Annotated in this window: 14 protein-coding genes; 4 read left to right on the forward strand and 10 right to left on the reverse strand. The window is 68.2% G+C overall.

Annotation, left to right across the window (positions count from 1 at the left end; genetic code table 11):
• Window positions 1-612 (reverse strand): amidase family protein (locus tag DM816_RS33455; RefSeq protein ID WP_162908094.1); only part of this gene is annotated, 612 nt, incomplete at its 3' end.
• 44 nt (window positions 613-656) lie between these two features.
• Between DM816_RS33455 and DM816_RS33460 the strand changes: the two genes are divergently transcribed.
• Window positions 657-1,298 carry a hypothetical protein gene (locus tag DM816_RS33460; RefSeq protein ID WP_162908095.1) on the forward strand — a complete coding sequence of 214 codons (642 nt, stop codon included), beginning with the start codon at window positions 657-659 and terminating at the stop codon, window positions 1,296-1,298.
• On the opposite strand, the gene DM816_RS33465 is transcribed toward DM816_RS33460, so the two are convergent.
• A complete protein-coding gene (locus DM816_RS33465) occupies window positions 1,295-2,431 on the reverse strand; it encodes a cystathionine gamma-synthase (RefSeq protein WP_117214475.1) in 1,137 nt (378 codons plus the stop codon). The genes DM816_RS33460 and DM816_RS33465 overlap by 4 nt on opposite strands.
• A gap of 30 nt (window positions 2,432-2,461) precedes the next feature.
• Here DM816_RS33465 and msrA point away from each other — a divergent pair, with 30 nt between their 5' ends.
• A complete protein-coding gene (msrA, locus tag DM816_RS33470; protein ID WP_117214476.1) occupies window positions 2,462-3,112 on the forward strand; it encodes a peptide-methionine (S)-S-oxide reductase MsrA in 651 nt (216 codons plus the stop codon).
• A 568-nt stretch (window positions 3,113-3,680) separates the two neighbouring features.
• Here the strand turns inward: msrA and DM816_RS33475 are convergent.
• The 8 genes from DM816_RS33475 to DM816_RS33510 all read right to left on the reverse strand — a co-directional run bounded on the left by DM816_RS33475 (window position 3,681) and on the right by DM816_RS33510 (window position 12,002).
• Window positions 3,681-5,891 carry a glycoside hydrolase family 3 N-terminal domain-containing protein gene (locus DM816_RS33475; protein WP_211588964.1) on the reverse strand — a complete coding sequence of 737 codons (2,211 nt, stop codon included), beginning with the start codon at window positions 5,889-5,891 and terminating at the stop codon, window positions 3,681-3,683.
• A gap of 223 nt (window positions 5,892-6,114) precedes the next feature.
• Window positions 6,115-6,375 (reverse strand): hypothetical protein, encoded by a 261-nt coding sequence (locus DM816_RS33480; protein WP_246002504.1) that lies wholly within the window; start codon window positions 6,373-6,375, stop codon window positions 6,115-6,117.
• Between the two features lie 121 nt (window positions 6,376-6,496).
• Window positions 6,497-7,117: a response regulator gene (locus DM816_RS33485; RefSeq protein WP_117214478.1), complete on the reverse strand. Its 621-nt coding sequence runs from the start codon at window positions 7,115-7,117 to the stop codon at window positions 6,497-6,499.
• Entirely contained in the window at window positions 7,114-8,283 is a 1,170-nt protein-coding gene (locus DM816_RS33490) for a sensor histidine kinase (protein ID WP_117214479.1), read from the reverse strand. Before DM816_RS33490 ends, DM816_RS33485 begins: the two co-directional genes overlap by 4 nt.
• A 54-nt stretch (window positions 8,284-8,337) precedes the next feature.
• Window positions 8,338-9,111 (reverse strand): ABC transporter permease, encoded by a 774-nt coding sequence (locus DM816_RS33495; RefSeq protein WP_117214480.1) that lies wholly within the window; start codon window positions 9,109-9,111, stop codon window positions 8,338-8,340.
• A 12-nt stretch (window positions 9,112-9,123) separates the two neighbouring features.
• A complete protein-coding gene (locus tag DM816_RS33500) occupies window positions 9,124-10,038 on the reverse strand; it encodes an ABC transporter ATP-binding protein (protein ID WP_117214485.1) in 915 nt (304 codons plus the stop codon).
• A gap of 122 nt (window positions 10,039-10,160) precedes the next feature.
• Window positions 10,161-11,522 carry a cystathionine beta-synthase gene (locus DM816_RS33505; protein WP_117214481.1) on the reverse strand — a complete coding sequence of 454 codons (1,362 nt, stop codon included), beginning with the start codon at window positions 11,520-11,522 and terminating at the stop codon, window positions 10,161-10,163.
• Window positions 11,523-11,648: 126 nt separating this feature from the next.
• Window positions 11,649-12,002 (reverse strand): YkvA family protein, encoded by a 354-nt coding sequence (locus DM816_RS33510; RefSeq protein ID WP_117214486.1) that lies wholly within the window; start codon window positions 12,000-12,002, stop codon window positions 11,649-11,651.
• 57 nt (window positions 12,003-12,059) lie between these two features.
• Between DM816_RS33510 and DM816_RS33515 the strand changes: the two genes are divergently transcribed.
• On the forward strand, window positions 12,060-13,127 hold the full coding sequence (locus DM816_RS33515) for an SGNH/GDSL hydrolase family protein (RefSeq protein ID WP_117214482.1): 1,068 nt from the start codon (window positions 12,060-12,062) through the stop codon (window positions 13,125-13,127).
• Window positions 13,124-13,663 (forward strand): GDSL-type esterase/lipase family protein (locus tag DM816_RS33520; protein ID WP_117214483.1); only part of this gene is annotated, 540 nt, incomplete at its 3' end. The genes DM816_RS33515 and DM816_RS33520, both read left to right, overlap by 4 nt.

Below are 13,663 nucleotides of genomic sequence, written 5' to 3' on the forward strand. Positions count from 1 at the left end.
GCCCGCGCCGAGCTCCACCGGCAGCACGCCGCGCCCCGGCTTGAGCCCGATCAGCCCGCAGCACGCCGCCGGGATGCGCACCGAGCCGAGGCCGTCGTTGGCGTGCGCGATCGGGACCAGCCCGGAGGCCACGGCCGCGGCCGACCCGCCCGACGACCCGCCCGGCGTGCGTTCCAGGGCCCACGGGTTGCGCGTGACCGCGGTGTCGTCGTCGGTGGTTCCCCACAGGCCGAGCTCGGGCATGCGGGTGGTGCCGAGGACCACCGCACCGGCGCCGCGCAGCCTCCGTACCAACTCGTGGTCTTTATCGGCGACCACCCCGCAGGCCGCCGCCGAACCGTTAAAGGTTGGCACACCGGCCACAGGGGTGTTTTCCTTCACCGCGATGGGCACCCCGGCCAGCGGCAGATTGCCCAGGTCCGGTTGGTCATCGACCTTTTCGGCCTCGGCGAGGGCCTCGGGCGCCCGGACCACGCGGAAGGCCGCGACGATGGGATCGGTGTGGCGCAGGTGATCGAGATGATCCGCGATGACCTGCGTGGCCGAGGTGTCACCCCGGCGCACCGCCCTCGCGATCTGCTTCGCCGTCGCACCGACCCAGGTGTCCGCCATCGCTCCAGTATGGACGGGTGGTCGGGGCATGCGATGCTTGGGCCATGTCGTCGCCTACCCCCGCGCCGCCGCCGACGAGTCGCAATTGGACACTGCCCATCGTCGGGGGCGTATTGGCCCTGGTCGTGGTGGCGGTCGTGTGCATTGGCGGCGGTGTGGCCGCATACCTGACGATGCGCGAGAGCGGCGACACGAGCAATCCGCCCACGCCGACCCCCGCACCCTCCCAGGTCATCGCCTCGCCGCCCGCGCCCAAGACCCACGCCGATTGCCTGGTCGGCGACTGGATCGAGACGTCATACGCGGGCACGGCCGAGATTTATGGCACGCGCGTGCAGCTGACCAGCAAGGGTGCGCTGGTGCGGTTCTCCCCCGAGGGCACGACGCTGACCCTGTACGAAAACCTGGTGCGCACCGGGCAGGCCGACGGCAACAACTACGAGGTCATCCACAACGGCAGGGTCGGCTTTAATTTCGTGGCCGACGAGACCACGCTCCACTACAGCAACCCGCAGGTGGAGGGGACGACCACATGGAAGGTGAACGGCAAGGTGCGCGACACGGAGCCGATGCAGGTGTTGCTGACGCCCGAGACGTACAAGTGCTCGGGCAATCAGCTACGCATATTCGGCGATAATTACGCGATGGAATATCAGCGGATCGTGCCGCCGGGAGTTCCGGTCTAGCTCAAGGCGTCCTTGAGATCGCCGATCAGGTCGTCGATCGTCTCGATGCCGACGGACAGGCGCACCAGATCGGCCGGGACTTCGAGCGCGGAGCCGGCCACGCTCAGGTGGGTCATCCGCCCCGGGTGCTCGATCAGCGACTCGACCCCACCGAGTGATTCGGCGAGCGTGAACACCTTGGTGCTGTTGCACACCCGCTCGGCCTCGGCCGGATCGCCGGTGCGGAACGCGATCATGCCGCCGAAGCGGCGCATCTGCTTGGCCGCCACCTCATGCCCGGGATGCTCGGCCAGCCCCGGATAGAGCACCTGCTTGACCTTCGGATGTCCGATCAGGAACTCGGCCACCTTTTCGGCGTTGTCGCAGTGCCGCTCCATGCGCACGGCCAGGGTCTTGATGCCGCGCAGGGTGAGCCACGCGTCGAACGGGCCGTTGACGGCGCCCATCGCGTTCTGGTGGAACTGGAGCGAGTCGGCCAGAGTCGGGTCATTGAGCACGAGGGCCCCACCGACCACATCGGAGTGCCCGCCCACATATTTGGTGGTGGAGTGGACGACCACGTCGGCGCCGAGCGCGAGCGGCTGCTGCAGGTAAGGGCTGGCGAACGTGTTGTCGACGACGAGCAGGGTGTTGGCATCGCGGGCCACGTGGGCCAGCGCCGCGATGTCGGCGATGTTCAGCAGCGGATTGGTTGGCGTCTCAATCCAAATCATGCGGGTACGGGACGTGAGCTTCGCCCGCACGTCGTCCACATTGGACACGTCGGCGGCCGTCCACGCCAGCCCCCAGCGCTCGGCGACCTTGGAGAATAGCCGGAACGTCCCGCCGTAGGCGTCATTCGGGATGATCACGTGATCGCCGGGCACGCAGACCGTGCGGATGAGCGTGTCCTCGGCCGCGAGCCCACTGGCGAACGCCAGCCCGCGGCGCCCACCCTCGATCGCGGCCAAGCACTCCTGCAGCGAGTCCCGAGTCGGGTTGCTGGAGCGAGAATATTCGTAGCCCAGGCGGGGCGCACCCACCGCGTCCTGGGCATAGGTTGACGTCTGGAAAATGGGCGGGATCACCGCACCGGTCCGGGGATCGGGCTCCTGACCTGCGTGGATGGCGAGCGTTTCAAACCCGTAAGGCATATCGTCAGGATACTGGGGCAGTATTGAGGCATGTTCCTGCGCTACAAGAAGCTGGACCTGCCCACCGCGGACGAGGCGCTGCCCGGCCGCCCCACCCCCATCGTGACCCCAGCGCCACACACCGTGCTCGGCACGCCCCTGACCGGCCCCTGGCCCGCCGGCTACGAGGTCGCGGTGTTCGGCATGGGCTGCTTCTGGGGTGCCGAGCGCCTGTTCTGGAAACTCGATGGAGTCCACTCGACCGCCGTCGGCTACGCGGGCGGAATCACCCAGAATCCAACCTATGAGGAAGTCTGTTCCGGGATGACCGGTCACACGGAAGCGGTGATGGTCGTTTTCAACCCCATGATCATTTCGTACCAGACGCTCCTCAAGACATTCTGGGAGAACCACGACCCGACCCAGGGCATGCGCCAGGGCAACGACATCGGCACGCAATACCGCTCGGCCATCTACACGACCACCGCGGCGCAACTCGAAGAAGCCACCGCCTCCCGCGACGCCTTCCAACCGGTGGTCAAGGGCGCCGGTTACGGCCCCATCACCACCGAGCTCGCCCCGCTGGACACCTTCTACTACGCCGAGGACTACCACCAGCAATACCTGGACAAAAACCCCAGCGGATACTGCGGCATCGGCCCCAACGGCATGACGTGTCCCGTCGGCGTGGCCCGCGCCTGACGATCCGTGGGGACTTCGACGCATCGTGTGGTCCGACGCCAGCCGAGCACCGGGTTGCCCCCCGCGCGCGGCGCAGCCAGCGCATCGGGTCGGTGATCGTCGCGCGTCTGCGTTGCAGCTCGACGAACACGTCCTGCACCAGGTCCTCGGCCACGGGCAGGCCGCCCGTGGTGAGAGGTATGCCAGGTGGACCAGGCCGGTGAAGTGCTCTGCGTATAACGCGCGGAACACGACATCGTCGGTCACATCGGGCGGGAGGGTCAGACGGCCAGGCGGCGCGAGAGGAGGGCCACGGGACCAGGCGGCCGACCGCGGCGGGTGGGGCCAACGCGGGTAGGGCCGAGGCGAGACGCCTGCGGCCATGAGACACCGTCACGAAGTCTATGGGTGTTTGCCGACCCGATCGGTTGCAGGCATTTTAGAATGGATCTCTAATCGGCGCGTCCGGCCAAGTCGCAGGCAAGAGCGATTCGCACCGGGTTTCATCCGCGCGGCCAGCCCGCCCGAGGCGGACCGGCCGCGAGCCGGAAAGCAGAGAGCGACTGGACCCGATCGCCGGCGGGCGCGCCTACCGCTGGAACAGGAACCAGTTGATGTTGGTGAAATCGCCTCCTGTACCCGTGAAGGTCAGGTAGACGGTGTGGACTCCCGTGGCCGACGCCGACAGGGTCGTGGTCGCAGTGGTCCATGACTGCCAGCCACCCGTGTTGGACACCGGCACACTGGCGATGATGGGCCCGGTCGCACTATCCAATCTGTACTGGATCGTGCCTGAAGCCGTTGCGCCGGAAGCGATTCGCGTGAGCACCGACACCGCCGACACCGATCCGAAGTCCACATTGGTGTAGGCGAGCCAGTCGCCGGGCGCGATCCAGCCCACGTTCTGCCCGCCACCCGTATCCGTCGTCGCCTCCGTCTGCGTGCCCGACTGCGCGTCGAAGGTCTCCGCCTGCACCTGCGAGTAGGCGCTGCGCGTGGCGGTGGAGTAAGAAAGCCCAAACCCATACGGGAACAACGGAGTCTTGCCGTCCCCGTCGTTGATCGGCTGCTGCGAGGCGCTCGACATCCACGTCACCGGGAGCTTGCCCGTCGGCGCGACGACGTTGAACAGCACATCCGCCACGCCCTGGCCCTCCGTGCCGGGCAGCCACGCCGCGACCAGCCCGGCCCAGTTGGGCAGCTGGGACGCGATGTCCAGCGGCCGCCCCGACACGAGCACGACCACCACGGGCACGCCCGAGGCCCGCAAAGTGTTGATGACGTTCAGGTCGGCCGTGTCGAGCCCCAGCGCGCCGGGCCGGTCGCCAGCCCCTTCGGCGTAGGGTGTCTCCCCCACCACCGCGACCGCGACGCGGTAGCTGGAGTCGATGCCCGCACCCGACTGGTTGTAGCTGACCACTGTGGACGGTGCGACCGTGTTGCGGATGCCTTGCAAGATGGTGGTCCCCGGCGTGATGGCCCCGCTTCCACCCTGCCAGGAGATTGTCCAACCCCCACTCTGGTACCCGATATTGTCAGCGCTTTTGCCGGCCACGAAAATCCGGTTGTTCTCCCGGGCCAGCGGCAGCACATTGCCCGCGTTCTTCAGCACGACTTGAGACTTGGCAACCGCTTGGCGGGCAAGGGCTCGGTGCGCCGCGTTGCCGACGGTCGGCGTGAGCGTGCGATCGGTCAGCGGCCGCTCGAACAGCCCGAGCTCGAACTTCTTGGTGAGGATGCGCCGGTTGGCGTCGTCGATGCGCGCCATCGTGACCCGCCCGGCCTGCACCTCGGTACGCAACAGGGAAATGAAGGCACGCCAAGCCGTAGGGACCATCACCATGTCGATGCCGGCGTTGACGGCCGCGCGGACCTCGGCGGCCGTAAAGCCCGGTGCGCCGTCGATCTGGTCGATGCCGTTCCAGTCGGAGACGACGAAGCCGGTGAAGCCCAACTCTCCTTTGAGGACTGTCGTGATGAGATACTGGTGGCCGTGCAGCTTGGTGCCGTTCCACGAGCTGTAGGAAATCATCACCGAGCCGACGTTGCGCCGGATCGCCTCCTGGAACGGCGGCAGGTGGACGGCCCGCAGCTCGGCCTCGGTGAGCTGTGTGTTTCCCTGATCCGTGCCGTTGGTCGTGCCGCCGTCGCCCACGTAGTGTTTCGCGGTCGCCAGGACCAGGGGCTGGAGACCACTGATGATTGAGGCCATTTGCGTTGGCAGTTCGGGCTTTTCGCCGAAGGATTCATAGGTGCGGCCCCACCGGTCGTTGCGCGCCACGCACAGGCACGGTGCGAAGTTCCAGTCGACGCCCGTGCCCGCGACCTCCTCCGCCACGGCGCGGCCGATGCTTTGCGCCAGTGCCGGGTCACGGGTCGCACCGAGCCCGATGTTGTGCGGGAAGATGGTGGCGCCGACGACGTTGTTGTGCCCGTGGACGGCGTCTGAGCCGTAGATCAGCGGGATGCCCAAAGGCGTTGCCAGCGCGGCGTTTTGGAAGCCGTCGTACATGTTCGCCCACGACGTCGCGTTGTTGGGCGAGGGCGCCGAGCCGCCGCCGGACAGCAGCGAGCCGAGCCGGAAGCCGGTGATGTCGGCGTTGGTGACCGAGCCGCGCTCGGCCTGGGTCATCTGGCCGATCTTCTCATCCAGCGTCATGCGGGAGAGCAGGTCGTCGACCCGGGTCGGCACGGGCAGTGTGGGATCGTGATAGGGCAGGTGGTCGGCGCGTGCCGGGACGACGCCCAGGGCGAGGACGGCGGCCAGGCTCAGCGCGAGGGACCATCGATATGTGCGCATGGGCACTCCTCCGGGAGCGGAGCGTTTGTTGTGCCCGGGAACATATCGAAATAGTTAGCTAAATGTAAAGAGCGGGGCGAGGGCAGTGACCGGACTGCGGGGAACCGGATGACCACATGCCCTCGCCCTTACACCAGCCCGTGCGTGAGGCGCCTGGCCGGTGGCGCGCCAGCCGGCGGAGGCATGCCGGCTTCACGACGAGCAGTGCCGGGAACAAAGCCGCTCAATCGATCCGATGCAGGTCCTCCCGCCAGCGCGGCAGCGCTCGGAGATCGTTCAGATCGTTGCGCGCGGTCCACGGCTCGCGCCACGGCCGGCTCGACGCGGCCGCCGCCGTGTCGGCCAGCCGGCGCGGTGCGCAGGGCCATTGCAGGCCACACCACACGCATTGGTCGTTGTCATCGGGCCGGCTGTGCCGGTCGATGATGTGCTGGGCGTCCCGCCACAGGAGCGGGTCGATGATCTCGGCGGACTGTGCCACCACACTCACCACCTTCCCTACCGCCTACACAACGGCGTCGGGAACCCGCCACATCGGACAGCGTGTGCGATTCTCTACAGTTCAGCCTCGCGTGACACCTCAAACGCGGTGTCGTGCCAGCGCTTTACTGGAGCAGTCCGCGCCGGTACGCCTCCGCGACGGCCGCGGCACGGTCGCGAACACCGAGTTTGCCGTAGATGTGCAGCAGATGTGTCTTGATGCTCGCCTCGCTGATGAACAAGCGCTTGGCGGCCTCACGGTTGGCGGCGCCATCCGCGACCAGTTGCAGGACTTGGAGCTCCCGGTTGCTGAGGACCTGGCCCACCGGCTTGCGCACCTGACCCATGAGGTGCCCGACGACCGATGGTGACAGCACCGGTTCGCCGCGATACGCCGCTCGTACGGCGTGGAGCAGCTCGTCGGTTGCCGCGTCCTTGAGCAGGTATCCGGTTGCTCCGGCCTCGATCGCGGGCAGGACGTCGGTCTCACTGTCGAATGTGGTCAGCACGAGCACCCGGATCCCGGGTGCCCGCTCGCGCAATGCGGAGATGGCTTGCACGCCATCCATCTCGGGCATGCGCAGATCCATGAGCACGACGTCGACGCCTTCACGAATCGCCTTCTCGACCGCCTCCCTGCCGTTGGCGGCCTCGCCGCACACCTCCATGTCCGGCTCGCCCGCGACGGCACCGCGCAGACCGTTGCGGACAACTGGGTGGTCATCGGCGATCAGGATGCGGATCATTGCGGCGCCACGGTTATCGCGGGGACGCTGGCACTGATGGCGGTGCCCTCGCCCGGGGCGCTCTCGATCTCCAATGTGCCTCCCACGCTCCGGATCCGTTGCTTCATGCTGTTGAGCCCGAAGCCGCCGGTCTTTGCGCCGTTGGCGCCGATGCCGTCATCGCGGACATCGAGCAGCACGACGTCGCCGAGATAGGAGAGGGTGAGGCCGACTCGTGCGGCGCGGGCGTGCTTGCTCACGTTGGTCAGGGCCTCCTGGGCGACCCGGAAGAGCGCGACATCGATCGCCGGGCTGAGCGGCAAGGGATCGCCGGTGACGTCGAAATGCAGATCTGTGTCCGAGCCGGCGGCCCAGCGCTTCGCCAGGTCACCGAGCGCGTCCGGCAGCCGGGCGCCTTCCAGCTCACCCGGGCGCAGGGCCTGTACCGAACGGCGGGCCTCGGCCAGGCTGTCCTTGGCCAGGCTCAGCGCCTGGGTGACGTGCGGCCTGGCCGGGCCGGACCCGTCCCACAGACGTTGCGCCGCCTGAAGCTGGGTGATGATGCCGGTAAGCCCCTGGGCGAGCGTGTCATGGATCTCGCGCGCCATCCGCTGCCGCTCATCGAGCACTCCCGCCTCGCGCGCCTGCGTCAGCAGCTGAGCGTGCAGGCCCGCGTTCTCCTCAAGCGCCGCTTCAAGCTTGGCCACCATCGCCTCGCGCTCCCGGTGCTGCTGCATCGCCTTCTCGCCGAACACTATCCCGGCGCCTATCGCCGCCGTCTGGATGCCGATCACCCCTACATACGCACCTATGGACGCGGGGGTCGCATCGGGGAACCCCATGGTGAGGGTGTTCAGCGTGACCGAGGTGCCGAACACCCCGGCCACGCCGAACGGCCACGGTTTGAGACTGTACGCATGGAAGAAGCCGGTGATGGTGAACAACAGAAACACCACATCGCGGCTCATCAATGCCATGAACAACCCCAGCAGACCGGCGAAGTACACCACGTTGCGCACGGTCCGCTTCCGGTGCTCCTCGGACACCCGGGTGTGACCAAAGTAGACCCAGAGGGCCGCCACCCCCGACAGGGTCAGCGTGACCGCCCGATCCCGCCACGTCTGACCCGCGGCCAGTTGGCTGATCACCACCGACACGGGCAGCAACAGCCATGGCACGACGACCATCAATCGGTCGTACCGCCGGTCCCAATCGCGTCCAGCCGGGTCACAGCTCACAGTTCACTCCCATCGGAACAGCTTGGCTGCCGCCCAGCCCGCGCCCACCGTGATGAGCACCATTATCCCCAGCTGTAGCGGTTGCAGATGCCCGGCGGCTTGGGCACCGCCCATCGCCGCTGTCGCCGTGTCGCCAGACCAGGTTTCCAGCAGCGCCTGCACCCCGGGTGGGGCATAGTCGCCCATACGGACCAGGGCCTCCGGCATGAGGAACCTCGGCAGGTACACGCCACCGGCGAACATCACCAGCATGAAGACCAGAATCGACACGCCATTGGCCATCCGCGCGTTCGGCGTGACGGCCGCGATCAGCATGCCGATCGCCAGCAGCGCGCCGAAACCGGCCACGAACGCCGCCACGAATCCCAGCGGATGCCGTGGCAGAGGCACATCCAGCACCAGCCAGGCGGTCAGGATCAATACCGCCGCCGCCGCCACGGCCGCGGCCAGGGCGACGATGAGTTGCGCCACCAGGACAGTGGCGGGATGCACCGGCGTGGTGGACATCCGGCGCAGCACACCGTTTTCCCGGTACGCGGCGACGGCTGCCGGGATATGTTGCAGCCCAAGCATTCCCAGGGCCATCACGAGAGCGGTCGGCGCCCAGAAGTCCACGAACCGGGCCCCGCCGTACTCGGCCGACGGCTCCCGCAGGATCGGGATGGCGCCAAGCAGGAGCAGGATCGCGGTCGGCAGCAGCATTCCAAGGAGCACCGTCTTCGGCTCTCGCAGGAACAGCTTGGTCTCGACGACGGTCGTTTTCCACAACGTTGACATGACAGGGTCTCCTTATGCGTCAAGGGTCAGCGGCCGGCCGGTCAGCGAGACGAACGCGTCGTCGAGGCTGGCCTGCTCGACGCGCAGATCCTGGGCGATGATGTGGTTGCGGGCCAGCACCGAGGTCACGGCATGCAACACGTTGCCGGTGCCGGTGACCACCAGCTGCTCTCCGCGCTGCTGCACGCTGGTCACCTCGGGGACTTCCAGCAGCAGCCGCTCGTCGAACCGGGCGGACGGCCGGAACAGGACCCGCTGCTCCGCGGCGACCTGTGCGATCAGACCCCTCGGCGTGTCCAGCGCGACGATCCGGCCCGAGTCGATCAACGCCAGCCGGTCGCACAACCGCTCGGCCTCGTCCATGAAATGCGTGACGAGCACGATGGTGACCCCCGAATCGCGCACCTGTTCGATCAGATCCCAGGTGTCCCGCCGTGCCTGCGGGTCGAGCCCGGTGGTCAGCTCGTCGAGTACCGCGATGGTGGGGCTACCCACCAGCGCCAAGGCGATCGACAGCCGCTGCTTCTGGCCACCGGACAACTTGTGGTAGGGGGTGTTCCGCTTGTCGGCCAGGCCCAGGCTTTCCAGCAGCCGGTTCCAGTCGGCGGGCCGGCGATAGTACGAGCTGTACAGGTCGAGGGCCTCCCATAGCCTGAGCTTGTCGGGCAGCCTGCTCTCCTGAAGCTGTACCCCGACCCGCTGCCGCAGCTCGTCGCGGTCACGCCGCGGGTCGAAGCCCAGCACGGTGATCGATCCTCGGTCGGGTGCGCGCAGCCCTGAGACGCATTCCACCGTCGTGGTCTTGCCCGCACCGTTGGGGCCGAGAATGCCGAATATCTCACCGGGCTCAACGGCGAACGACACATCGTCGACCGCGACTGTGCCGCCGTATCGCTTATGCAGGTTGGTAACCTCGATGATTGCCATGCATCGAGCATCGCCGTGCCGGCCGTTCGGCGAATCGCCCGGCCGGAACATCAGTTGATGGAGAGCACCTATCAACCAATCGGTGGATCGACTAAGCCAGCCAGACGCGCGAGCGGGGCGGGCTAAGCCAAATGGGTGAGCACGTCCTGCCGGCTGATCACGCCGACCGGCTTGCCGTCGACGAGAACCATTGCGGCGTCGCACTTTTCGAGCAGGGCCACGGCCTCCGACACCGGCTGGCCGCCACCGATCATGGGCAAGGGCGGGCCGATGTGCCGCTCGACGGCGTCGTGCAGGTGTGCCCCGCCGGTGAACAGCGCGTCGAGCAGATCCTTCTCGGCGATGGAGCCCGCGATCTCGCCCGTGACCACGGGCGGCTCGGCCTTGAGCACGGGCAGCTGGGACACGCCATATTCCCGCATGATGTCGATGGTGTCGCGCACGGTGTCGGTCGGGTGCACGTGGACCATCTCGGGCAGCTTGCCCGGTTTGCCCGCGAGCACGTCGGCGACCGTGGTGCCGCCCACGCTCGTGCCGAGGAATCCGTACCGCATCATCCATTCATCATTGAAGATTTTTGAGAGGTACCCGCGTCCGCCATCGGGCAGCAGGACGACGACCACGTCATCCGGCTCGGCGGTGGCGGCCACCCGCAGCGCGGCGACCGCGGCCATGCCGCACGACCCGCCGACCAGCAGGCCCTCCTCGCGGGCGAGCCGCCGGGTCAGGTGGAACGACTCCTTGTCGCTCACCTCGATGATCTCGTCGCAGACCGTGCGGTCGTAGGTTTCCGGCCAGAAGTCCTCGCCCACGCCCTCGACCAGGTAGGGCCGCCCGGTGCCGCCGGAGTACACCGAGCCCTCGGGATCGGCACCGATGATCTTCACGGACGGGTTGCGCTCCTTGAGGTAGCGCCCGATGCCGGAGATGGTGCCGCCGGTGCCCACGCCCGCGATGAAGTGGGTGATCCGCCCCTCGGTCTGCTCCCAGATCTCCGGGCCGGTCGTCTCGTAGTGCGAGATCGGGTTGTTGACGTTGGCGTATTGGTTGGGCTTCCACGCGCCGGGGATCTCGCGGGCCAGCCGGTCGGAGACGTTGTAGTAGGAGCGCGGGTCCTCGGGTGCGACCGCGGTCGGGCAGACCACGACCTCGGCTCCGTACGCACGGAGAACGTTTTGTTTATCCTCGCTCACCTTGTCGGGGCAGACAAAGACGCACTTGTATCCCTTGAGCTGCGCCACCAGGGCCAGGCCCACGCCCGTGTTGCCGCTCGTCGGCTCGACGATGGTCCCGCCCGGCGAGAGCTGCCCGTCGCGCTCGGCCGCCTCGACCATGCGCAGCGCGATCCGGTCCTTGACCGAGCCGCCCGGGTTCAAGTATTCGATCTTGGCTAGCACGGTGGCGGGCATGCCATCGGTGACATTGCGCAGCCTGACCAGGGGGGTGTTGCCGATCAGCTCGACGACGTTTTCGTAGTAGCGCACGCCCCAAGCCTACTAAGCCGCCCCGAACCCAGCTTATGGACCGTTCAGGCGAAGCCGTGCTCTTGCGCGGGTGTGGCCGAGCGCGAAGCGATCCGGGCACACCCGTTGCGAATGTCTCCGACCCGTTCAGGCGACCTCGCCGTCGATCACCACGCCGCCCTGGCGGGCCTGCTCCCAGCGCAGAAAGCGGTCGGTCTCGTCGAGCAGGGCCCCGGCCACCCAGGTCACGATGAACGCGTCGTCGAGCAACCCGGGCAGCAGGAGCACCATCTCGGGCAGCAGGTCGATCGGCGAGAGCACGTAGGCGGCACCCGCCGCGATCAGGAACAGCCTGCCGGCGCCGTCATAGCGCCCGGTCAGCGTGTGCCAGAACATCCTGGGCATCGCACCGAGCCTGCGGCCGATCGGCGCGCCACCGCGGGACGTGAGGGCCTTCCACAGCGCCGAGAAGGCGGCCGCTCTGCGCATGGTGCTCGCCATGTCCACTCCACTGGTAAATTCATGGGGTTGTGTTAGGGCTTTCGATAACCTCGTGCCATGAGCCGTGTTAACGAGAGTACTGCGTTCTCGAAAGAGAGGGCCTCCACTCGCGAACGGCTCGATTGGGCTCGGCTTCTGCTTTACGGCGGCAGCGCCGTCGCGGCCGCGGGCGTCGCGGCCTTCGGCGTTCTCGCGGGCCAGGTGGCGATCGCGCACGCGACCATCCCGCTGGCCGTGGCCCCGCCACCGCGCGCCGACGGGATCTACGGACCCAAGACCGGTGGCGGCCATCCACTTCGACTAGTGCTTTTGGGAGATTCGTCCGCTGCGGGGCTGGGTGTGACCAAGGCCCGGCAGACGCCCGGTGCGCTCATCGCCACCGGCCTGTCCCGGCGGCTCGACCAGCCCGTCGAGCTGATCAACCTGGCGGTGTCGGGCTCCGTGTCGGCCCGTCTGGTGTATCAGGTCGAGGAGGCGCTCGAGCTGCGGCCCGACGTGGCCGTGATCCTGATCGGGGCCAACGATGTGACCCACCGCTCCGGCCAGGCCGAGGCGGTGCGCCATCTCGCCGATGCGGTACGGCGTCTGCGCGCGGATGGCGTGCGCGTCGTGGTCGGCACATGCCCGGACCTCGGTGCGGTGCAACCGATCCGGCCGCCGCTGCGCTGGCTCGTGCGCAACTGGAGCCGGCAGCTGGCGGCCGCGCAGACGGTGGCCGTGGTCGAGGCCGGCGGCTGGACGGTCTCGCTCGGCTCACTGCTCGGCCCGACGTTCGCCGCCCAGCCGGCCCGCATGTTCGGCACCGACCGCTATCACCCGTCCGCCGAGGGCTACGCGCTCGCGGCTTCCGTCCTGCTTCCGACCGTCGTGGCGGCGGTCCGGGCGCCTTCGGTGAAACTCGAGGCAGCCGAGATGGGCGTCGATCAGGTACGGTCGCTGCCACAGGCTGCGGTCGAGGCGGTCCGGCACGCCGGCACGGAGGTGAGCGGCGTGCGCGTGGCCGGCCACGAGCGCGGCCCGTGGGGGCGGTGGGCGCAACTGCGCCGCCGCGTGTGGGAGGCGGTGCGACACCCCGAATCGCCGTCCACAGTGGACACGCTGGAGACATCGGAGCAACAGGCATGAGCACTTGGGCCAGCAAGATAGGCAGAGCGACCGCGATCACCCTCGTCGCGGGCACGGTGGGCGGTGCGGCCCTGCTCACAGCCGAGGCGATCATGGCGCGCAGCCGCAAATACGCCAAGCCGTCGCTCGGCCTCGCGCTGCGGGCCAAGGTCGGCGCGCCCGAGCACCCGCCCCTGCGCCTGGTGCTGCTCGGCGACTCGACCGCGCTCGGCGTCGGCGTCGACCGGCTCGTCGACACGGTCGGCGGGCAGCTGGCCGAGCTCCTGTCGGCCGACGGGCGGCAAGTGATCCTGTCCAGCGTGGGCGTGGCCGGCTCCCGTTCGTCCGACCTGGCCACCCAGGTCGCCCGGTGCCTGCTGGGCGACCGGCCCGACGTGGCCGTGATCCTGATCGGGTCCAACGACGCCACCGCCCTGCGCCGCCCCGCCGACGCGGCCGTTTATCTGGGCGCGGCAGTGCGCCGCCTGCGCGACGCGGGCGTCGAGGTCGTCGTGGGCGCCTGCCCCGACCTGGGCGCGGCGCGGGCGATCGCGCAG

Source organism: Allorhizocola rhizosphaerae (assembly GCF_003426775.1).
Lineage (GTDB): Bacteria > Actinomycetota > Actinomycetes > Mycobacteriales > Micromonosporaceae > Allorhizocola > Allorhizocola rhizosphaerae.

Bases quoted from the DNA above. Each gene is read 5' to 3' on its own strand.
- DM816_RS33510 (WP_117214486.1), bottom strand. From the start codon at position 12,002: ATGGCGAGCACCATGCGCAGAGCGGCCGCCTTCTCGGCGCTGTGGAAG.
- DM816_RS33500 (WP_117214485.1), bottom strand. From the start codon at position 10,038: ATGGCAATCATCGAGGTTACCAACCTGCATAAGCGATACGGCGGCACA.
- DM816_RS33490 (WP_117214479.1), bottom strand. From the start codon at position 8,283: ATGGTCGTCGTGCCATGGCTGTTGCTGCCCGTGTCGGTGGTGATCAGC.
- DM816_RS33515 (WP_117214482.1), top strand. From the start codon at position 12,060: ATGAGCCGTGTTAACGAGAGTACTGCGTTCTCGAAAGAGAGGGCCTCC.
- DM816_RS33465 (WP_117214475.1), bottom strand. From the start codon at position 2,431: ATGCCTTACGGGTTTGAAACGCTCGCCATCCACGCAGGTCAGGAGCCC.
- DM816_RS33495 (WP_117214480.1), bottom strand. From the start codon at position 9,111: ATGTCAACGTTGTGGAAAACGACCGTCGTCGAGACCAAGCTGTTCCTG.
- DM816_RS33485 (WP_117214478.1), bottom strand. From the start codon at position 7,117: ATGATCCGCATCCTGATCGCCGATGACCACCCAGTTGTCCGCAACGGT.
- DM816_RS33475 (WP_211588964.1), bottom strand. From the start codon at position 5,891: ATGCGCACATATCGATGGTCCCTCGCGCTGAGCCTGGCCGCCGTCCTC.
- DM816_RS33460 (WP_162908095.1), top strand. From the start codon at position 657: ATGTCGTCGCCTACCCCCGCGCCGCCGCCGACGAGTCGCAATTGGACA.
- msrA (WP_117214476.1), top strand. From the start codon at position 2,462: ATGTTCCTGCGCTACAAGAAGCTGGACCTGCCCACCGCGGACGAGGCG.